The organism is Mediterraneibacter sp. NSJ-151 (assembly GCF_022487435.1).
GTDB classification, from domain to species: Bacteria; Bacillota; Clostridia; order Lachnospirales; family Lachnospiraceae; genus Schaedlerella; species Schaedlerella hominis.
Genome location: NZ_JAKVPP010000007.1, coordinates 137,091 through 158,638 on the forward strand (window position 1 = coordinate 137,091; position 21,548 = coordinate 158,638).

A 21,548-nucleotide genomic window follows, 5' to 3' on the forward strand; every position below is an offset into this window, starting at 1 on the left:
TTATCGCTCCTCCCCTGCATTCAGTGCATTTGTAGAATACATCATAACGGTCTCTTCATTGATTTCTTCATGCTTTAACATCTTCACAAGCTCTCCGTCATAAAATACTGCACATCGGTCTGCCACTTTCTGTAATTCAGGAATCTCCAATGTGTTGATCAAAATGGTTTTTCCGGATTCTGCCAGCTCCAAAATCAATTTGTAAATTTCCGCTTTCGCTCCTACATCAATTCCCTGTGTCGGATTATCCAGCAAAAGAATCTCTGCTTCTGTATTCAGCCATCTTGCCAGAAATACTTTCTGCTGATTTCCTCCACTCAAAGAAGTGATTGGATCTGCACTGTTCTGTGCCTTTACATTCAACAATTTTTTGTATTTTGCAAATTTGTCCTCTTCTTTTTTCTTTGAAATCTGGAATTGTTTTGCTGACAATGTATGTTCTGCCAGATACATATTTTCCAGTAAACTCATATCCGCGATCACTGAATTTTCTTTTCTGTTGGCAGGAAGCATCGCGATTTTATGTTTCATCGCTTTATGTATCGAATGTAGCGGAACATTTTCTCCATTTACATGAATTGCACCACCGTCTGCACGAGTCACACCGAAGATTCCCTGTAACAATTCACTGCTTCCGGATCCCTGCAGTCCTGTCATTCCAACGATCTCGCCCTTTTTCACATCCAGATTTACATTTTTAAATCCATGACCTGTAAAATTCTTGATCTCTAAGATGGTATCTCCACATGCACGCGTCTGATAATTTTCCTCTGCATTGTAATTGGAACCTACCATCATCTTTGTGATTGCTTCCGGATTGGTATCTGCAATATTGCCTTCTCCAATAAATGTTCCATTCATCAGTACTGTATAGCGATCTGCAATTTCAAAAATCTCCGGCATCTTGTGGGAAATGAAAATAAATGATGTTCCTTTTTCCTTTAATCTGCGGATAATACGGAATAAATGATCGATTTCCTGGTTATTCAGAGATGTTGTCGGCTCATCTAAGATCAATAACTTTGCATTAAAAAATAATGCCTTTGATATCTCAAGCAACTGTTTCTGGCTCGGCGTCAGTTCTTCTACTTTCTCATCCGGGTCAATCTCTACTTCCAGTTCAGCAAATAATTTCTTTGCCTCATCTTTCATTCGTTTCTTATCCAATTTTCCAAATTTATTGGTATATTCCTTTCCAAGAAATATATTTTCATAAACAAGCAAATCATTGAACAGATTCAGTTCCTGATGGACAAATGCAATCCCCTGCTGCTCTGTCTGTTTGACTGATGTATTATTCAATTCTTTTCCATCAAACAGAATCTTTCCTGCATCTCTTCGGTATACTCCGGTCAGCACATTCATCAATGTTGATTTTCCGGCACCATTCTCACCTAACAGTGCATGTACTTCTCCTGCTTCCACTGTCAGATGTACATCCTTCAACACCGGAATATCGTTAAATGCTTTATATATTCCACTCATTTCCAGTCGTTTCATGCACGTTTCCTCCTCGTTTTTCTCTCTATTCTGTCGTTTTGCTGACAGATCAACATCTATCTTTTATTATATCATTTTTGACTCACAAGTAAATAAATTTAGATGCTCATATATAAACAAAACATTCTTAGGTAACACCAGCGTCACTAGGTTCGACAAAACCTCGCTAAGTGTTCACAGTAAAATATACGGAAGTCTGCAAGCAGACTCCCGTATCAAATTCCTTAATAACTTCTATCTACAAGATTTAGAATGAAGGATAGTCTGCAACATTGTCAGATGTAACATCTTCACATTCAATCACATGATCCTGTTCTACGTCTTTACCATCAAGATGATCAACCATATCCTGAATTGCTGTCTGGATCATAGCCGGGCTATATGTAACTGACATGATTCCGCCAAGCTTACCAGCGATATCCTGATATGAGTTACCACGAAGTACTTCGTAAAGTTCATCTAATCCGCCACATCCTGTGATAACAGGTTTGTTAGCATAGAAAGCATCTTTTGTAGAATCACTGATTCCACCACCATTGAGGGCTTCTAAGATACCCATTGTCAACTCATCATCCTGTGCATAGATCCATTTGATGTCTGCGTTAGAAGCATCTCCCATCAGAGACTCAAATGATTCTTTTGTATCAGAACGGCTCCAGTTCATAGCTCCTGAATATGTAATTGCTTTGAGGTCATCCTCTGTCCATTTTGCATCGTCTGCGATCTTAGATCCGCCGAATTCAAGTTCTCCTGTAAGATAATCTGTAAATCCGCTGTCACGTAATGTTGTAACTGAAGATGTGTCGCCTTCGTAAACATATACTTTATCTCCAGGTTTCATTCCGTTTTCTACAAAGTATGCTGCCGCACCGGCACCGATTCCCTGATTATCACCTTTTACATTTGAAACAGCGCTTGGAGCCACTGCATCAATGATACGGTCAAATTCTACGAATGGAATATCTGCATCTACTAACTGCTGAATTGCAGACTGGACTGTATCATCCATAGGCTGTACAACTACTGCGATATCTTCCTCTCCACTTGCTACGATATCTTCGATTTTATTAATCTGTTCAGCTGCATCAGAAGAAGTAATTACTTCTGCGGAATATTTTCCATCTTTGTTCACTTCTTCTACTTTCTCTTTTGCGAATGTTGCAACAGAACCTGTCCATCCGTGATCTTCTGCTGCAGTTAACACATAAATATGTGTAGCTCCTTCATCTGATTTTGCTGTATCACTACCATCCTTTTTTGACTCATTACTTCCACATGCTGCAAGGCTAAGAACCATAACACCAGCAAGAAGAGTTGCTAAAATTTTCTTTTTCATAGTGATTTCTCCCTTCTTTTTTATTTGATTATGATTTAATTATATCTCTTTATCCTGAAAAAGCTTTTCTTTATCTATCCATTTTCATATTATTTTCAGTCTTATTTTAACTTCAAAATAATACAAGGACAAAAAATATATGCATTTTTTTGTCCTTTATTTTTCTGGTTTGAAGATATCATTTACCTCTTCCCTTTTCCACTTAAGAAGAATTGAAATATCCATATCACTTTCTGTAATCTTTATAAAATAGAATAGTTTCTAACTCGCACAAAAGTCAAAAAATGCAAACCCATAATGCCTGATTTGTGATTTCTTTATTCCCTGCTCCAACAACTCCGCATCATATTGCTTTTCTTCTATTTGTTTTAATGCTTCTTGCATTGGTGTATCGTATTCATCCAATAAAATAATTACTTTCTGTCCATAATAACGATTCAGACACGATGCCAGTCCTTTCACAGCTCTGAAAATCACTTCGTTTGTAATCGTTTTTGTCGGTTCTGGATTACTTACATACTAAGTAAAGTGATATGGGTTATTCTTTTACTTTCCACTCATTATTCCATACAACTCCTGTGCCTTCCAATCCAATTCCAGCAGCATCCGTCTGGAATCATCCATCTGAGGCAATTTCAGATTTTTCCTTGCTTCCGCTTCACTACTTTCTAACAAAACCGGAATCCAGGAATATTCTTTTATCCTCTTGTAAATATCCTTTTCTGCATTATTATCCAAAGCCCGCACATATAACGCATAACTATAAATCCCACAAATAGATATTTCAACATGACGTACACCAATGAGAACTTTCAATAGGTATCTTCTTAATTCTTCTGTTGAATAGTTCTGATATGATATTACATTTGCAAGCTGTTCAAAGAACAAATTTCCATTTTGAATGTTGCACTTGTTGTAAACTTTTAAAATCTGTTTTGTCATCGGTCCATAACCGCCCGAGATTTCATTCAGATACTTTGTATTCTGTTCCTCTGTATGTAATGCTAACATTTGCATCAGCTGTTCTTCTAACCGAGCTTCAAATCTTGTTATCACATCTGTTCCTTTTGCGTACTTATCCGATGTTTCTTTTATTTTGTCTTGACGTTCGATAAATTCATTCATATTCACAAAACGAATCTTCATATTGCTGTACATCCGCTTCATTGCTTTTGCATATTCAATCGCATGGATATTCTGCTGTTTTTCCAATATAGCTTTTGCTCCCGGTATAAATTCTTCGGTCACTTCTGCACATGCAGTTGCAAAATTCTTTCCGTTTTCCATACACAGTTTTATTTTCTGCTGATATTCTCTAGGTTCAATAAATAAGAACTGAATCATGTCTTTCAACAATTTTTCATCTGCATCTTCACACAAAATTGCAAGTTCATCCACACAATTCAGTTTTTCCAACATCGATACTGCTGCAAATGCTAAGGTATCAAAGGTTGTCAATGTACAATATACTGGAATTTCCAACACAATATCTGCTCCCTGTTTCCTCAATATCTCTGCTTTTTTGTATTTACTTACAGATGCCAGAAGTCCTTTTTGTGTAAAATTTCCACTTGTAACAACGACAAGTCCATCGGCTTCTGTTTTCTTTTTTATGTGTTGGAATAACTTTGTTCTGTTGATTTCGATTGGTTCAAATTCATCTATTAATGCTGTAATTTTCATAAAGTTCTTCCTCCGATTTTACTCTCATCTATCCTTATTATAACTTTTGCTATAAAAAAAGAAATAGCAAATAATCATCTTCCCGACAATTATTTACTATTTCTTCTTTATTTTAATTGCATTTATACAATCAACAATCTTCTCTCATTTACATGATGTCCAAACTCTGGCATAAAGATAAACGCTTCTTCATCCGGATTCAATGTATCCTGCATAACTGGTGGCATATAAGATGATGTAAAGCAGAATCCATATTTCAAATCATGGAATCCTTGAACAAGCCCACCCGATTTCTTTACTTTCAACACTGCCGGTGTTGTCACATCCCAGTGTGTCTGGAAATTCGATTTCATTTCTTCATAAGTATAATCTTCTCCATGAATATTCCAGATAATATCCTCTTTTTCAAATTTCTCTCCATCTACAAACAATGTACCTGGTCGAATCTGGCTCAAGAAGATTCCTCTATAATATGGAAGTCTAATCTTGAACTGAAATCCTATTGTATCTCCATCTTTTTTAATATTACGAAATCCTACAGACTGTATTACTTCTCTTTCCATTTTCGAATCCTCCTTAATCACCAATATAATTTTTCATCATAATATGATGTTTTCTAAGCGTTTGTCCCACTTCGTATCCAGGTTCATATTTATCTGCACCTTCATATTCGCTCAAGAGATATCCGTCCCAATTTTGTTTTTTAAGCAATTCAATAATTTCTTTATAAGGAATCGTTGTCTCTTCAAACTCATCACTCATATTAATAAATTTTGCATGACAGCAGTAAATATATGGCAATAACGGAATCAAATCTTCTGGCACATTCGGTGTGTAATTTGGATCACGATATTCTCCTTCTGAGAATTCTGTACGGAACACGCTGAAGTCAATATTCAATCCAAAATTCTTTGTACCTGTTTCTTTGATAAAATCAACGTAATCTGTTACCATCTTTCCTTTCAGATTAGATGGTGTATGGATTTCAGGGCACATCTTGATTCCAAGTTCTTCTGCAAGTGGCAGTGCCATCTTGATAATCTCACGCCAGTTCTTTACCGGCTCCAGTGCGTCGTTGATTACCGGCATTTTTGTTCTCATAACAGTGAATCCCAGGCGATGTGCCAGACGGATATCTCTTGCCAGCATTTCATAAGATTCTTCTGTTGTCAGATCACGGTATCCCAATACATGAGAATCGATCCAGTTACCATATTCAACCGGAACAATTTCATATTTATCACACAGACGGAACCATTTTTCCACCCATTCATCTGTCGGATTTGGATAATTTTCAATGTGTGTGTTTGCAAGAATCTCAATTCCATGAGCTCCCATGTCGTGTAAATCTTCAAAACATTCTTCCAATGATTTTGTAAGACCAAATTCTGCTGAATAACTGTACAGTGCAACACCGCGCTTTGGTCCTTTTCTATCATACTGATACATTTTTTCTTCCTCCTTGTCATCTTTTCCGTTTTGTTTTCGTTGAGTTTATTTTATCTCCTTTTTTAACATTTTTCTTTCCTTCAATTTCCAAATATTTTCCTATTTTTGCATTCTACATGAAAAAGCAGGCATAACACGCAACATTTTGTTATCATTTATTGCGTATCATGCCTGACTATATTATGATTTATTAATTTTTCCAGTTCTATCTCAACTTTGACATAAATATCTTCTATTATGAAAACTATACCTAGCATGCATCATCTTTTGATACATGCAACAATATAATCTCCTGTCCCCTCAGTGTCATTCTAATTTGAACCCTCCCTTCCACTGACATTACTCCTTCCATCCGTCGTTCCGGTTGTGTAATCTCTCTCAAATATTTAATATCCTCATTTGTAAGGGTTTCTTCGTATTGAAATTTCTTCCATTCATCCAGAATACTTCCTTTTTCTCTGCAAATACGATTTGATGTGATTGTATAATTACCATCAGCCACATTTTTCAAAACCAAATCAATATTACATTCCTGATTTGTCAAAAATATTTTCTCTACTTTCTCCGGCGAATCAATGGGGTCATTTGCAACAACATAAGTATCTTCATATTTTTGATAATGAAAACCAATGATATGATAAACATCTTTTCCTATCTCTTTTGTAACAATTAATTCTTCATTATGTAATAGCAGTTCTTCTCCTAATTGGTTCAAAAACTGCAATGCAAAATACACCGGTTTTCGAATTGTATCTTTTGTAATCAAACCACTTCCGCCATTTGCAATTCGTTTCGTATCAAAATAATTACTTACCCAATCAGAGCCCATCCAAAGACATACCATATCTGCCATTGAAAGTATTTCAATAATCTTCTTTGTTATATAGGAAGCCCGAAAGCAAGAATCATTCAAAAAATTACGATTTGAAATAGAACTGTTCCATTCAACCACATAAAGAGGGATATCGACCTCTCCTTCTTCCATAATTTGATGAATAGACTGTAGTTTTTCATACTCATAATTTTCTGACTGTGTACGATAATAATTTACTTTTCCATCCTTCCTCGAAGAATCATATGGAAACAAAAGAATAGAAATAAATTCTGGCAAGCAATTATTTTCTTTACTATATTGTAAGTATTCATGCAAAAATTTTACATCATTTGTTACATCAGAAGGTCCTCCTACGCAGGCATCTGGCAATGCCTTTTTTATAACCTGATAGGAAGATCTATAGCATTCTTTATAGTCATACTCCTTATCGATATAATATTGATTTCTTGCAAAATGCACAATATCACTGGATAATTCAAATTTCCATTGTACTACCTCTTCTTTTCCATATCGCTTTATTATATGGTGAATAAAATCTTTCAACATTGCTATCCAGATATCTTTTGATTGAAATACAATACATTCTTCTTCGAAATATAATGTATTTCCCATAGATGATAATACTGTATCTGGTCTTCTTCCCAAATCTACAAATGGTTTTATATGATGAGACACTAAAAAATCTAATGCCAGATCAATCATATCATAATTATAGTTTCCTTGCGTTTTTCCATCTGTAATCATCATCTTCTTAGAAAAAACATTCCATATCCGTACATATGAAAATCCCAACGTTTCTGTAAGATAAATTGTATGATATTGCAAATTAGCAAGTGTCAAATTATAAACCGAACCAATATTCACTACCTGATTCCAAATTTTTGTCAACTTGCTCTTTCGTCTCACATTAACTTCAATTGCACTATTTTCCGTGTCGAGAGATTTGTTTTTATTTCTTTTATCTCTATTTTCTTTCTTTGTTGGCGTAGTACACTCTTTTTCTTCTTTTTTCTTCTCTCGATATTCTACCGGAGTGCACTGATAATATTGTCGAAACACACGATTCATTACCGAAGCATTAGAGAATCCATTATCCACTGCAATTTTCGTAACTGCCTTCGAAGTTGTCATCAAATCCTCTGCTGCAAAATAGATTCGCACCCGATTTACAAACTCTGCAAATTTCATTCCAGTTTGCTTCTGAAATAATCTGGATAATGTAGAGGTCGCTGTAAACATTTCATCTGCAAGTTCTGATAAACTCACATGATTTTGACGATTTTCATCCACATACTTTACAATCTGACGCATACGAACATCGTCAGAGTTTGTCTGCAGCAAACCTTTTCCAGTTATCCAGACAGATACCAATCCTTGAACAATATAGCTTCTCTCATCCTCTCTGAATCTGTCCGTTTTATTCTTTTGATTATTTCCTATCTGAATCCAATTCTCCATAGTTTACTCCGATTACTTTTCCAATTGTTGTCTTACCGCTTCACATGTCTTATCATTCCCAGCACAGTTTCATTCGCATTGGTGACTTCCAACTGAATGTCTGGATATTTATTCTGAAACACACGGAACACTTCATCGGCGAATCCCTGTCCCATAAAATCAATTCCGCTGCAATCAAATTCTACTTGCTTAAACTGTTCTAGTCTGTAAACAACTCTTCGAGCCTGTGAACGTGCAATTGGTTCTCCATATGGGCACACTTTTTTTAATGGTATTACAGTTTTTACAAATCCTTCTTCTATCGGTGCAAACATGTCAAACACCTCCTTTAATGTATGCGTTGTATCATTTTCCAACTTCATCACAACCATCGTTCCGATTGACTTAAGACTAGTATAATACAAAATCAAATGCGATTGAATTAACTTTTCTTCTGTATATCTTCCTGTGGTAAACACACTTTGTCCCGACCAAATTGCAAACTCTCTCAATACTTTGGAAACAAAAAAGATTCCTTCACCAGAGTGTGCTTCACTTTGCGTTGTCAATTTTCCCTTATATAATTCCAAAATTGCATCTTGAATATCCGCAGAATATCCACATTCTTTTTCTAGGTATGCCCTGATATTTTCAAAAATACCGATTCCATCATCTGTTATTGAAATTTCCGTATATAAAGCATCTTTCTTAACATAACATAAAATATGTTCTGCATTTGCATGTTCAATTGCATTGTTCATCATTTCCATAAATGCGTAGCTCCATATGGCAGATGCCTCTTTTGAAATGTTTTGCAATAAAGGTAGGATATCTTGAAAATAGATCTTATCTTCGACTAAAAAATCTGAAGCATCATAGACAAATCGATATTCTTCTGTTTTCAAGCGATAACCACATTCCGATTGCTTCTGTTCTTCCAGTATTCCCTGTTCCAGAAGTTCTTTCAAATATCGTTTTACAGTTGTAACCGATATCCGAAAATTATCCATCGTCTTTTTTATATAATCAGTATCTTGATTCCTGATTTTTTCTAACAAGTATCTTTTAATACTATTTCTTTTTTCTTCCTGGAACGACATATTATCAGCTCCTTTTTTTGAACTATATTTTGTTAAATTCAAATTTTATTTTTCTTATTTATAACTTTATCATGTTTATTATAAAACTTCAATCTTAATAAAAAAAACTAATACAAAACAAATGAATTTCTCTCATATGTTTCATATCAGTTTTTCTTATAACTTACAACTTAATATTTATATACTTCTACATATTTCCATCCCGGCATATCTCCAAGCTGAAGCATCATCTTTTCATCTCCATTAAGGATTCTTCCAGCCTTCCATTCGCCGTTCACTACATCTCCTTCCTCTAACCGAAGAAGATCAACTTTCTTATTTTCCCCTGCCTTTGCACGGAATGTAAATGTACTCATCATTCCTCCAATCAGAAATTTATTTGGAGCGAGCTCATAAATCACACCTGCTGCTAATGGTTTTGCCTGTCCCTTCGGTGCATAAGCAATCGCAATATCATATTCTTCGCAGCTAAAATATGTTCCATAATCTGTATCGGATTTTTTCACATAACTCATCAACTTATCTGTTCCACGATATTTCAAATATAATGGTTCCATCTGTTCAACCATCTCATAAGTACGTTTTAAGTAATCTTTGCTTCCTGCGATGTCAAATGCAGATGGGTCAATATTCAGAGCAATCATAACTTCCATTGGCGGCTTGTCAATTGCTTCCGGCGGTAATACCAGTTCTTCAATTCCAAATGGTGAATAGCAAATTGCATTACTATTTGCAAATGCATACAAGCAATAAGATGAAGTCACTGCATCTTTTCTCACTTCCGGAATCACCAGTGGATTACCTTCATATCCATATTCATCAATGACATTTGCCACATACGGAACATAAATATCCGGTGCCAGCGTAAATAACGATGGTGCTACAATTTTCCAAATATGATGCACCTCTTTGACCGGACCTCCTGATGGATAAGACCCTGCATACCATGGATACTGGCGAAGCCATGCATTGGCATAACATGGAAGTGCATATTTTTGCTGTCCTGCTTTTGTAATTTTTTCTACTGCCTTTGCAAAATAATATGCCATAAAGTACTCTTCTGCATCCGCTCCGAACACTTCTTTCCAACTTCCCTCTGTCGGACATATCTCTTTTAATTCTTCCGGCACTGCTTCTTTGAACCTTTCTTCTGCTTCTTTGCTATAATCTCGTTCCGTACCAAGCAGACCTATTTCATTTTCTACCTGCACGAAAATTACTGTCGATTTCTGCTCATCAATTTCGCGGATATGTGCCATCACTTTTGCAAATGCATTCGCATCTTTCTCTATCGCAGCCTCGCAAAATGGTGAAATTGTATTGATTGATTCTCCATTTACCTTGCGTACACGAAAGTATGTATCTGTATCCTGTTTCATCCAAGCAGGCACATACATAGATTCAGCGTTCTTCCAAAGCCCAAACCACAAGAAAATTAAATGTTTCTGTTCTTCTCTTGCCTGGCCGATTAATCCATCTAGCAATGTAAAATCAAATATTCCTTCTTGCGGTTCCATTGTCTCCCAATATAGTGGAACAATTACTGAGTTCATATTTAATTCTCTTAGTGCCGGCCATACATGCTCTTCCATATAATCCAGATTGCTGGAACTTGAATTGTGAATCTCTCCGCTGCGTGCAAAGAATGGTTTGTCGTGAACATATAATGTTGGGATTCCGTTGTCGTTTTGAATTCTTGGTATCATGATTTGCTCTCCTTTTCTGATTCTTGCTTTTCTCTGTTCGAACATGTTTCTTGTCTTTATTATATTCCACTATATCTTTTGTTCTCAATCTTAATATCGTAATATTTATATAACAATATTAATCATATGAATTGTTTACTTCTTTTCTTTTTGGTATACTATTTAAAAATGAATTGATTAATCAATCAAAAACAGACTACTCAACAAACAAAGGATTTATAATTATGCTTTACAATCTCCACTACTCTAATAAATACAACTTTCTCCCGCTTCTACCTAACCTTCTCGGTGTCAATCACCTTCAGGAACCAGTACAACGACCACATGGGTTTCCTGTCTTTCAGTGGTTCTACTGCGTAAAAGGGCAAGGAGAATTTATCATCAACGGGCAACGCTCTATCATTTCCAAAGGACAGGGATTATTGATTTATCCTCACATTTCCCACTCTTATAAAGGACTTACCTCCGACTGGACCGTTCATCTTATTGGATTTGGTGGAAATGCATGTACCGAAATATTACAGACATTACATATGTTAGAGAGCGGCGTGTATCACTTTTCTAATTCAGATATCTTTCCTACTCATATTGAAAATTTGCTCTATCTTTCGCAACGTGATATCACCGAAAAAGAAACTGAGTTATCCAAAGCCTGTTACAGTATGCTTTTAGATCTGTCACCTTGTATTCGACAGATTCACAATACAACTGCCACTTATGAAAATGAACTGGTTCGTAAACTGATTGATTATATGGAGGAAAAATATGCCTGCGATATTTCTCTGAACGAACTGGCAGACTATGTAAATTTATCCAAAGAATATATGTGCAATCTCTTTAAACATACAATGCACCAGACAATTATGCAGTATTTACAAACTGTTCGTATTAGTCGTGCACGTATATTTCTAATTCAATATCCTGAAAAACATGTTGCTGAAATTGCACATATGTGTGGTTTTGAGAGTCCAAGCTATTTTGGAAAAGTATTTAAAAAAATTGCCGGATGTACACCCGACAATTTTCGATGATAATCATTTTTCTTCCTCTAACAGATTATCTTTTTGTTATTTGTTATTTTTTAGTCCTTCTCTTATCTCTGTAAATGGCTTGATTTTTTCCGGATTTTCTTTGTGTTCACCTATGTGTTTTTCCATCCACACCATATCATACCATCGCCCAAATTTGTTACCGCATTGTTGAAACCTTCCAACCAGACGATATCCCATATGGTCATGAAACTGCACACTATTATTCGTAAGATGTTCATCTTCTACTGCTGTATACGCAATACAGGCATTTAAATTAAGAATGTTTTGCATTTTAAGAATGTTTTCCAATCCTTCATATAAAGCTCTGCCAACACCACTCTTTCTCTGATCTTCACGTACATATATCGTAGTTTCAACTGCCCAGTCGTATGCGGCACGGTTTTTAAATACACCTGCATATGCATATCCTAAAATTTCTCCCTCTTTTTCCTCTACAATGTATGGATATTTTTTTAGAATATTTCGTATTCGTATTCTAAATTCTTCCACCGATGGAACTTCGTATTCAAATGTTATTGCTGTTTTTTCTACATAAGGTGCGTAGATATTCAAAAGTTCTTCTGCATCATTTTCTGTCGCAATTCTAATCATTTTCCATCTCCCTCATTCTTCTATATAACGTAGACTTTGACATTCCTACTGCTTGTAATGCTTCTTCCAAGGAAATTTCTTTTTTTTGAAAGCGCCTAATCTGCTCTTTCAGAAACTGTTCATCAACTTCCTTTCGTTTTCTGCCTTTATAAATACCCAGCTTCTTCGCCTGCTGAATTCCTTTCTGCTGTTGTTTCTTTCTCTGACTTTCATCCATTTCACATAAATGCTCAAAAATTGGCATCCATGCCTGATAATCTTCCACACACAAATGTAATTTTTCTTTTTTTGAAGTCAATTGAATACCATAGTGCATCATACGATTCAGTCTTTTCACACATTCTTTTGAATTTGTTCCCAATGTTGCAATGCTTTCTATAATAAATTCATCTCCATACTGTCCATCTTCCAACGCTTGTCGCAGTATTGTAGAATTTTGGATTTCTTGTGTTCTCATGTCATCTCTTGCACGTTCTACAATTAAATTATCTATTGCCGCACGCAAATCCGTACGAATGAGCCATTCCAATCTATCATAATAATCCAATCCAACACTTTCCAACAACTCCCACAAATCTTCTCTGGAAGGTCCAGGTGTTCTCTCTGTAATAAAAACAGGCACATAATTCACTCGATAATAATGCTCCAATCTCAAACTCATATCAATTCCCGGTATTCCCTGAAATACTTTTGTAGAAAGAGTATCAATAATTGGCCAAAATGGACTGATAATATATTGAAATTCTTCATTTTCAAATTGTTCATATGTGATTTTACCAACTTGTATTTTTTCATTTTCTTTTGTTACCGCCTTAATAATTCCACTATTGCGATAAATCGGTGTATCTAAAATTGGCTTTGTATATTCATTTCTTGCAACCCAATCCGTCCTCACATATGTTTTCATTCCGTCTCACCTCACATGACTTTTCCGATTAATTTTCGATATGGTTCTTTTATCATCACTTCGTATCTTAAATGCAACATACTTTTATAAAATGTCTTGCGAACCATTGATATTTCCTCTACTCCATCTATTATTTTTTCCATCTTTTCTAAATCAATCTTTGGTTTCATTCGTATCAAAGCATCGTTACATTCTTTATATTGTAAACTATCAATCAATTCATAATATGAACTCTTTTTCCCTTGTAATAAAATCTGTGACGTAGGAAATGTATAGACTCTCTTTAACATTTCTTCTTCCGAATCTAGTATTCTCTGCAACTTTATATCTGTATTCAAGCGCGGGAATAGTGCTGATCCATTATCATATATCGGAGCTATCCGATACCGATTATCCTTTTTCAAAAATCCCCAATTTGAACCATGTCTGTCAAAATTTCCAATCCATGCATCAATTAAATACATATTCCAAAAATGTTGTATTGTCCCTTCTACATCTGTTAATTTCATATTCTCTTCCAACATCCGCATAATATCATCATATGTGTATTTATATCGTTCACGACTTTGCTCTAATGTACTATCCCCGACATCATTGAACGGAACAAATATTTCATCTTCACCAATAAAATCTTTTATTATAACTGCTGGATTCCCATCACAAGTTCCAAGAAAAGTCTGCTGTGTTTCCAGTCCTACCATCTGGAATAAATGAGAACCAATATATTCTGATATATGACTATATGTGATTCCCTGATGTGAGTTCTTCGCATATTTTACTATATATGGTTCTCCTTGAATTAAAATTCCTTTTTTCCGCTCTGCCCCTGTATAGTATCGCCCACTTGGTTTATATTTTGAATAATCCATTTTATCACATCCTACACATTTATTTCATATAATATAACATTCAATGTATCGTGTGTCAATAGAGTATGATTTTATATTGATACTATCCGGTTCTTGTTTTAAATTTCTAATTATTTAATAATTTTTTATTTAAAATATTTAAGTCAAAAAACGGACATACCAGATTTTCTCCAATCTAGTACATCCGCCTTTTCACAAGATTTTATTCAATTTTTATCAAGGTCAGTTTTTCTTATTTATCACATGCACGTTTTCCTGCATCCAGATCAGCTCTGATTTCTGCAACTTTCTTAGGTGAAAGTTTATAGAAGAGCAATGGTACACAAGATAACAGTCCGATTACAAATGGAACCATGTTTACTACAATATTGATTCCCTGTTTAGCTGCTGCTGTCTGCTCTGCACCTGCTACATATCCTGCTGCTGCAAGAAGAAGTACTCCGGCAGAACCACTGATAGCTGTAGAAAGTTTTACACCAAAGCTTAACATAGAAGCTGCAATACCTTCCTGACGACGACCGAGCTTCCAGTCTCCATATTCGATAGAGTCTGATACAAGACCGAAACAAACTGATGATGATGAGTTACAAAGTCCGCAGATGAATGATACACCAAGTAAATATGGTTTATTATCTGTTGGATTAATAAACATCAGCAAGAATCCAATACACATGATAATATTCAAAATAATCAGATACCATTTTTTCGTAAATGTCTTTGTTCCCCATGGAATAAAGAAGTTACCAATTAACTGAGCAACTGTCATTGTTGTAAATACTGTTGCGATAACAGTATAATCACCAACTACATAAATGATATAGTATGTAAGCAGTCCCATACGACCAGATACACAAATTGTACCCAAAATTGTTGCAAGAACTACCATCAATAACTGGTCATTCTTTACGATTTCTTTCAAACTTCCAATAAAACCAAGTTTCTCTTCCTGAGCATTTGCATGCAACTGCTCTGCATATGTTTCTTTACATCCGGCTCCACAGATCCAGAATACAGGAATCATGATCAGTGATAAGATTACTGTTGTAACAAAATATCCATGAGCATTTGCTACCTCAGCTCCACTAAAGTGAAGAATCATTGGCATTGCACATGCTGAAAGGATAATTCCAATTACAGAAGAACCAATTCCTCTTGCTGTAGCAAGATTCATACGAACCTGTGAATCAATAGCGATTACATTCTGTAATGCCTGATATGAGATAGAACATGCTGTGTATGCCATACCTGCACCAACGTAAGTGAGCAGACATAAGATTACTTTAGCTGTTCCCTGCACTGGGAATGCTGTAAATGTTAAAATGTTAAAAATTGCAAGAACAGGTGGTGCCATATACAAATATGGTCTGAATTTACCCCATTTTGTATGTGTTCTGTCTGCGATGTTTCCCATCATTGGGTCGTTGATAGCATCCCAAATACGTGCGATCAACATGATCATTGAAATTGCTCCGGCAGCAAGACCTACAACATCTGTGTAGAATAACATCAGATAGTTGTTGATCATGTACCAGCTCATCTGGCAACCGACTTCTCCTAAACTATAACAGAATGCCAGTTTTGGGCTTGTTTTTTCTTTTGCATTATTACCCATTTTTCATCCTCCTCTTTCAGTCATTGACCTATTTCCTTGATGAAGAAATATTATCATTTTAAAGGCATTTACAACTATGTAAAAAATTTCAATATCCTTATATAGAATTGTTCTTTTTTAAGAAAATTTTACATCAGGTTTATAAACAACAAATTTTGGTATCAGATTTTTGTCCTTTTATCTTTTATAATAAGAGAGCTACTTCAAGCATCTATTCATGCTTAAAATAGCTCTCTACATTACAACTCTCCTACTACAATTCCTTGTATCTCCTGCGCTGCAATACGCGTTTCTACTATGAGTGTATGATTTACTGCTTCTACTTTACGAATTGTCAACTTCGGCTGACACCACTTTTTCAGATAATCCACTTCCTTTAAAGATAACTCATTGAAATAATCTAATTCTTTCCATTCATTCTGAACATTTCCATTTATCTGACTGATTGAAAATGTTTTGATAGTGTATATTCCATTATTTACATTATCAATTTTAAAACTCATCTGCATACTTTCATTATCTGAATAATATCGCTGTTGATTTTCCAATTCTATCTCGTTTTCATTTCTTGAGTAGTATCGGAAATTTAAATGCTTATAATTATGACAACATATGAAGAACAAACCATTTTCTTTATAAGAAATAATAGCATTTTTATTTTTTCCTAAAATATAGTGCTCTAAATGATTCATAAAATCAAACGCATAATATGCCGGTTTACAGATGCCATTTCTACTTATCAGACCACATCCGCCAAACAGAAACTCGTCTGAATCAATACTCTCTGAAAAAATATCTGTTGCAACCCAATACCCCAGTGCTTTTACTTCACCATAATTTTCAATCAAGTTTTTCATTATGTATGCACTCTTATAAATTCCATCATTCATACAATTTCGGTTTGATAATGTAGAACTCCATTCTGTTACTAACAGCTCTGTTTCATCCATACCAACTCGTCTCAAATCTGTTTTCGCTTGTTGAATTTGATGGTACAAATAACTGGTATCTGAAGAATATGCATTTCTTCCTGCATCCAGAATCTCTGCATCTCTCAAATACGGATACGAATAGAGCGAAATAAAATCAGGTTGATGCTTTTTCTTTTTCCACTCAGAAAGTAATTGACAAAATTCCTCTCCCATCATATTTAAGCTAAATCCTGCACCCCCCACTTTAATGTTCGGTGCATAATTTTTAAATATTCCAGCTATGATATCAAATACTTTAAAGTATTCCTCTGCATCTACATTTTCTTGAACTACAGAATTTTTCTCTATCTCAATATACCAGCTTTCCACCACTTCCATACCATAACGTCTTGTCCAATGTCGGATCAATTCTTCCAGAAAACTTTTATTATTTTCAATCATAGCAATATTATTTTCATCATGCTTATTAAGAAGAGAGGCTTCTATTTTTTCAAAAATTGTATGATTTTTAAATCCTAATTCTATATGCAGTTTGATATCCAGCCCAACAAGAAAATCTATCACCTGATCCAACAATGCGAAGTTATATTTGGTATTCTTTTCAGCAATGTGGATCATCATTTTTTCTGAAAAAACCTGCCAAAATCTCATATATTCAAATCCAAGGTTCTCTTTTATATATTGTACCTGCGTTCTAACATCATATCGCAGCAGATTCTCTGCCGGTCCGATATTTATCATACGTTTCCAATATTTCTTTGTTTTTTCTTTCTTCTTTGTATCTACTTCCAGTACTGATACAACAGAATCTGCCGCCTCAGAAGTACTGACCAGATTAGAGGCCAGATATTGCTCTACTTTCTCCAGCACTGCCATGTTATTTTCTGTATTTTCTGAAGCCTCTGTTTTTTTCTGCATTTGTGTGCGATACTCAGCAGGTGTGATCTGATAACTTTCTTTAAACACTTGATTAAATGATGCCAGATTAGAAAATCCATTATCCATCGCAACTTTCAATATTGTTTTATCTGAATATAACAGCTCACTTACTGCATGGTCCAACCGAATATTATTCAGCAATTTCAAAAAGCTCATCCCGAAGTTTTTCTTTATGTATTTAGAAAGATATGCATTCGACAAATATAATCGTTCTGACAGCTCCTGCAATGTAATCGGTTCTCTGTAATTTGTCATGATAAAACTCATAATCTCATTCATACGCTCATCTTGTATTCCACGCAGCGAATCGTATTGCTTCATTCCTTTTTTCACAATAAAATCCGATGTAATCAGATAAATCAACTGGTAATAAATACTATTCTTTAATGCAATTGCCTGTCCTTCTGTCGCCTGATATAAATTAAAAATCTGGCGGATATAATATCTCATTTTTTCATAGCTTTCTGACTTTTCCTCTGCAGAATTACACCAGAAAAACGGCTGCTCGCCACCAAATATTTCTGTCAGCATCGTATAATCAATAAACAGACTTCCGAACAATACTTCATCTTCTGAAACATATTCATGACGCACTTTTGAATTAATCAGTATAAAGTCTTCTGCATTCAAATGATGAGATTCTTCCTCATAATTAATTTGAAGCGAACCATCCAATACGTAAATAATTTCTATATCCTGATGAAAATGCATAACCTGTTCTCGTTTAGTTGAAAAACAGCATCTGACAATATTCTCATATTTCACCTTACGTACCCTCTCTCTAATATGTCTTGGAAACATACAAACAGCAGACAATCTTCTGTCTGCTGTTTGTATGTAAATTTCTTATCTTCTATTATACTATTTTTTTTAATTTTGAAAAGCTATTTTTTACTCAAAAAAATCTTTACATTTCCGTACATTCCTGTCGGCTCCAGTGTTTCATGACTAAAGTCAAATGGCGGTCTCATACCATTTAGCTGCTCTCTTGCCGGTGTTGTTGCAACCTCGATCACAATCTTGTTTATACCTGTTTTCAGATAGTTTGTTATATTCATCTGATACGGCGGACGGATGCATTTTCCTACTTCATTTTCATTTACAATAACCTTCATCACTTCATAAACATGTTCTGCGTACAGATAAGCTTCGGTCGGCATTTCTTCTAGTTCTGCCTCGGATTCATAACGAATGATTCCTGAAAATGTCGGTTCTTTAAATGAAACCGGCTCCAGCGTTTCCATCTGGATTGTTTCCCCGAAATCTGGATAGTCAATTGCTCTTACCTTGCTTACTTTCCATGATGTCAGTCCAATCTGTTTCTCGCAACTATTTCTCTGCTTTGCAAATGACTTGTGTTCTATTCCTGTTTCTTCATCTTTATTTTCAATAAATACTGCTATTTCTCCCGGTTCTAATTCCAATGAAATCTGTACTGCATTTTCATTTTTTAGAATTGCCGGAACATTTTTAATTTTTTGATATTCTTGATTCCAGACATCATAATATATAACATCTTTTGTTGCCGAAAGCATTACATTTCCTGCAAATTTGTCCTCAGCGGATTCATTTAAAAATACAAATAAATTTTTTCCATCCTTTATATAATGGTAAAAGCTCAAATCTTTAAACTCTGTATCTACAATAATATCATATATACCCTTATTTTTTAATGCTGTTGAAATATCGGAAAGTGCAATTACTTTGCAAGCTGAAAGTACAGAAAGATTATCTCCATTTACTGTTCTTTCCGGCAGTTTATCTGTAAATATAACTGGAAATTCTGGATTTTCTTTTACAAACTCCACAAAATCTGCCGCAATTTGCTCCGTATAAGGAACGACCAATGCTTCAAAGCGGATTCCATTTATATATAATACATTGTCTTCCACTTTTCCATTGTAGGCTTTGAGATTTGTTAACATATCTCTGCTCACAATATTGAAATCTATCTGATGCTCTATGAGTTCTCTGCATACCTTCTGCATCGGCATATGATTTCCAGCCCAGTCAGCTTCACCATCGTACAAAACTGCAACGGATGCTACATGTAAACCATTACTTAACAATTTACACATTCTGTCTCCATATTTCATTAATTCTGCAAAATAAGGAAACTGTGGGTTATTTCCTCTTGCATAGAAATGAGGCGGACAATCAATATCCGGGTATTCTGCCATTGAAAATGCATGTGGAACCAGATAATTGATACCTTTTACCAACAGATGATCCAGTAAATATTTCATATCACGGACGCCGAATTTCCATCCGTATGCTCCGAACAGCTCACACATTGTTCTTCCTTTTTTCTTTGGGTCCAATTGACCACATGAAGCTCCCAGTTTTCCCAATGCGTAGTGGAAAAATTCCCCATCAATATCTGTCATTTGTTTACGAGTCTGTGTCGGTGCCCCGTAAATAATCTGACCTCCAATCACATCAATACCTGCCATATCCTGCCCTGCCATTGCCCGGAAATAATGTGCAGCTCCCATACCCAGTCTGCTGTGTGTTCCATTATCCTCAACAACATGTCCGATATATTCTACTCCATGTGCTTTGCACCAATTACCTAACTGTTCACTAAAGTTTTTCTGATATAATTTTGAGACAAAATCCATATAATCAAAGCGAATCTGCAATTGTTTCTCTTTTTCTTCTGTCTCTTCAAATAAATATGGAAGATAGTTTACATACTTCGTACCATATTTTTCTTCCAGCATCTGCTGTAGTTCATCACTCCATGGCAATGGCATCTTTGGCTTTCCTAGTTTTGCATCAAAGCAGACTTCTTTGATATTTCCAAACTGTGGTTCATCTGAAAAGAACCCTGCGATTGTCTTGCCAAATTCCTCTTTATATTGTTTATAATGTGGCTCATATACTGCCTCTATCTGTGTGCTTGCAGATTCTCTGTCGATCACATTGATATAAGTATCATTTCCGCCATCTGTTTTTGTTTTATAAATGACATGCACGCGCCACTGTCCTTTTGGCAATTCGAAATTTACATAATTGCCTTCCACTTTATCTGTCAAATCAATCGTCTCTTCATGGAATAAATGCCCATTAGCACATCGGATTGCAACAACTGCAAGAATTTTATTATTTGCCCGTTCTTCCATATCTACCGGATTTCCGATTTCCCAGTATCCAATTGTCGGACGGAGCATTCTACTTACATCCAATGTCTGATATCCGCCACTTCCAAATACATCTGCAACAGTTGTTGTGATATATGTTTTTTTACGCTCTGGATATTTCTCTGCTATCAAGCCATTTGCATATCCTGTCGGAAAATGTTTATCGTCCAGAATCCATATTTGCATTTTATATTTTTTTGCTTCGGCAATGACGATATCCATATCATGCCACCAGCCTTCTTTGCAAAATTCATCATGTGGACGCGCTTCCACGCAAATTGCTTTAATCCCACACTCATGAATTTTCTCAATCTCTGTTTTCAGAATACTCTCATCTTCACCACGCATCCACAAAAAAGGGAAAATATGATTTTCTTCTACTCGATTACTCATATACTTAAACCTCCTGATTTTTAACTTTGTTTACGTCTTTATCTAGGATGAATTATACTTGAAT

General features: G+C 35.3%; 15 protein-coding genes and 1 pseudogene. 1 reads left to right on the forward strand and 15 read right to left on the reverse strand.

The window, feature by feature from the left end:
• The 9 genes and pseudogenes from LQE94_RS09155 to LQE94_RS09195 form a co-directional block, all read right to left on the reverse strand.
• A complete protein-coding gene (locus LQE94_RS09155; protein ID WP_118737333.1) occupies positions 1–1,500 on the reverse strand; it encodes a sugar ABC transporter ATP-binding protein in 1,500 nt (499 codons plus the stop codon).
• Between the two features lie 247 nt (positions 1,501–1,747).
• Complete coding sequence (locus LQE94_RS09160) at positions 1,748–2,836, reverse strand: substrate-binding domain-containing protein (RefSeq protein ID WP_118737332.1); 1,089 nt, start codon at positions 2,834–2,836, stop codon at positions 1,748–1,750.
• A 261-nt stretch (positions 2,837–3,097) separates the two neighbouring features.
• Positions 3,098–3,295 (reverse strand): annotated as a pseudogene (locus LQE94_RS09165) (hypothetical protein); the annotation flags it as partial.
• A gap of 87 nt (positions 3,296–3,382) precedes the next feature.
• Positions 3,383–4,519, reverse strand: coding sequence for a nucleotidyltransferase family protein (locus LQE94_RS09170; RefSeq protein WP_240577506.1), 1,137 nt, complete (start codon positions 4,517–4,519; stop codon positions 3,383–3,385).
• 122 nt (positions 4,520–4,641) lie between these two features.
• The gene (locus LQE94_RS09175; RefSeq protein ID WP_118737330.1) at positions 4,642–5,082 is read right to left on the reverse strand and encodes a C-glycoside deglycosidase beta subunit domain-containing protein; all 441 of its coding nucleotides are present in this window, start codon (positions 5,080–5,082) and stop codon (positions 4,642–4,644) included.
• A 13-nt stretch (positions 5,083–5,095) separates the two neighbouring features.
• Entirely contained in the window at positions 5,096–5,968 is an 873-nt protein-coding gene (locus tag LQE94_RS09180; protein WP_240577507.1) for a sugar phosphate isomerase/epimerase family protein, read from the reverse strand.
• Positions 5,969–6,218: 250 nt separating this feature from the next.
• A complete protein-coding gene (locus tag LQE94_RS09185) occupies positions 6,219–8,261 on the reverse strand; it encodes a GH39 family glycosyl hydrolase (RefSeq protein WP_240577508.1) in 2,043 nt (680 codons plus the stop codon).
• A 32-nt stretch (positions 8,262–8,293) separates the two neighbouring features.
• Entirely contained in the window at positions 8,294–9,382 is a 1,089-nt protein-coding gene (locus LQE94_RS09190) for an STAS-like domain-containing protein (RefSeq protein WP_240577509.1), read from the reverse strand.
• 128 nt (positions 9,383–9,510) lie between these two features.
• On the reverse strand, positions 9,511–11,046 hold the full coding sequence (locus LQE94_RS09195; RefSeq protein WP_240577510.1) for a DUF5597 domain-containing protein: 1,536 nt from the start codon (positions 11,044–11,046) through the stop codon (positions 9,511–9,513).
• Positions 11,047–11,270: 224 nt separating this feature from the next.
• On the opposite strand from LQE94_RS09195, the gene LQE94_RS09200 reads away from it, so the two are divergent.
• Positions 11,271–12,077, forward strand: a complete 807-nt coding sequence (locus LQE94_RS09200) for an AraC family transcriptional regulator (RefSeq protein WP_240577511.1) — start codon at positions 11,271–11,273, stop codon at positions 12,075–12,077.
• 36 nt (positions 12,078–12,113) lie between these two features.
• Here LQE94_RS09200 and LQE94_RS09205 read toward each other — a convergent pair whose 3' ends face one another.
• The 6 genes from LQE94_RS09205 to LQE94_RS09230 all read right to left on the reverse strand — a co-directional run bounded on the left by LQE94_RS09205 (position 12,114) and on the right by LQE94_RS09230 (position 21,484).
• On the reverse strand, positions 12,114–12,689 hold the full coding sequence (locus tag LQE94_RS09205) for a GNAT family N-acetyltransferase (protein ID WP_240577512.1): 576 nt from the start codon (positions 12,687–12,689) through the stop codon (positions 12,114–12,116).
• Positions 12,682–13,596, reverse strand: a complete 915-nt coding sequence (locus LQE94_RS09210) for a recombinase family protein (protein ID WP_118687723.1) — start codon at positions 13,594–13,596, stop codon at positions 12,682–12,684. The genes LQE94_RS09205 and LQE94_RS09210 overlap by 8 nt, the downstream gene beginning before the upstream one ends.
• An 11-nt stretch (positions 13,597–13,607) precedes the next feature.
• Positions 13,608–14,465 carry a HipA domain-containing protein gene (locus LQE94_RS09215; protein ID WP_240577513.1) on the reverse strand — a complete coding sequence of 286 codons (858 nt, stop codon included), beginning with the start codon at positions 14,463–14,465 and terminating at the stop codon, positions 13,608–13,610.
• Positions 14,466–14,697: 232 nt separating this feature from the next.
• Entirely contained in the window at positions 14,698–16,077 is a 1,380-nt protein-coding gene (locus LQE94_RS09220; protein WP_022074794.1) for an MFS transporter, read from the reverse strand.
• A 239-nt stretch (positions 16,078–16,316) separates the two neighbouring features.
• Positions 16,317–18,713 carry a GH39 family glycosyl hydrolase gene (locus LQE94_RS09225; protein WP_240577514.1) on the reverse strand — a complete coding sequence of 799 codons (2,397 nt, stop codon included), beginning with the start codon at positions 18,711–18,713 and terminating at the stop codon, positions 16,317–16,319.
• Positions 18,714–18,832: 119 nt separating this feature from the next.
• A complete protein-coding gene (locus LQE94_RS09230) occupies positions 18,833–21,484 on the reverse strand; it encodes a glycosyl hydrolase (RefSeq protein ID WP_240577515.1) in 2,652 nt (883 codons plus the stop codon).
• Between the last annotated feature and the right edge of the window lie 64 nt (positions 21,485–21,548).

Excerpts from the sequence above, each read along its gene's own strand:
- LQE94_RS09155 (WP_118737333.1), bottom strand. The coding sequence starts at position 1,500 with ATGAAACGACTGGAAATGAGTGGAATATATAAAGCATTTAACGATATT.
- LQE94_RS09170 (WP_240577506.1), bottom strand. The coding sequence starts at position 4,519 with ATGAAAATTACAGCATTAATAGATGAATTTGAACCAATCGAAATCAAC.
- LQE94_RS09175 (WP_118737330.1), bottom strand. The coding sequence starts at position 5,082 with ATGGAAAGAGAAGTAATACAGTCTGTAGGATTTCGTAATATTAAAAAA.
- LQE94_RS09185 (WP_240577508.1), bottom strand. The coding sequence starts at position 8,261 with ATGGAGAATTGGATTCAGATAGGAAATAATCAAAAGAATAAAACGGAC.
- LQE94_RS09220 (WP_022074794.1), bottom strand. The coding sequence starts at position 16,077 with ATGGGTAATAATGCAAAAGAAAAAACAAGCCCAAAACTGGCATTCTGT.
- LQE94_RS09200 (WP_240577511.1), top strand. The coding sequence starts at position 11,271 with ATGCTTTACAATCTCCACTACTCTAATAAATACAACTTTCTCCCGCTT.
- LQE94_RS09230 (WP_240577515.1), bottom strand. The coding sequence starts at position 21,484 with ATGAGTAATCGAGTAGAAGAAAATCATATTTTCCCTTTTTTGTGGATG.
- LQE94_RS09180 (WP_240577507.1), bottom strand. The coding sequence starts at position 5,968 with ATGTATCAGTATGATAGAAAAGGACCAAAGCGCGGTGTTGCACTGTAC.
- LQE94_RS09210 (WP_118687723.1), bottom strand. The coding sequence starts at position 13,596 with ATGAAAACATATGTGAGGACGGATTGGGTTGCAAGAAATGAATATACA.
- LQE94_RS09205 (WP_240577512.1), bottom strand. The coding sequence starts at position 12,689 with ATGATTAGAATTGCGACAGAAAATGATGCAGAAGAACTTTTGAATATC.
- LQE94_RS09160 (WP_118737332.1), bottom strand. The coding sequence starts at position 2,836 with ATGAAAAAGAAAATTTTAGCAACTCTTCTTGCTGGTGTTATGGTTCTT.
- LQE94_RS09195 (WP_240577510.1), bottom strand. The coding sequence starts at position 11,046 with ATGATACCAAGAATTCAAAACGACAACGGAATCCCAACATTATATGTT.
- LQE94_RS09215 (WP_240577513.1), bottom strand. The coding sequence starts at position 14,465 with ATGGATTATTCAAAATATAAACCAAGTGGGCGATACTATACAGGGGCA.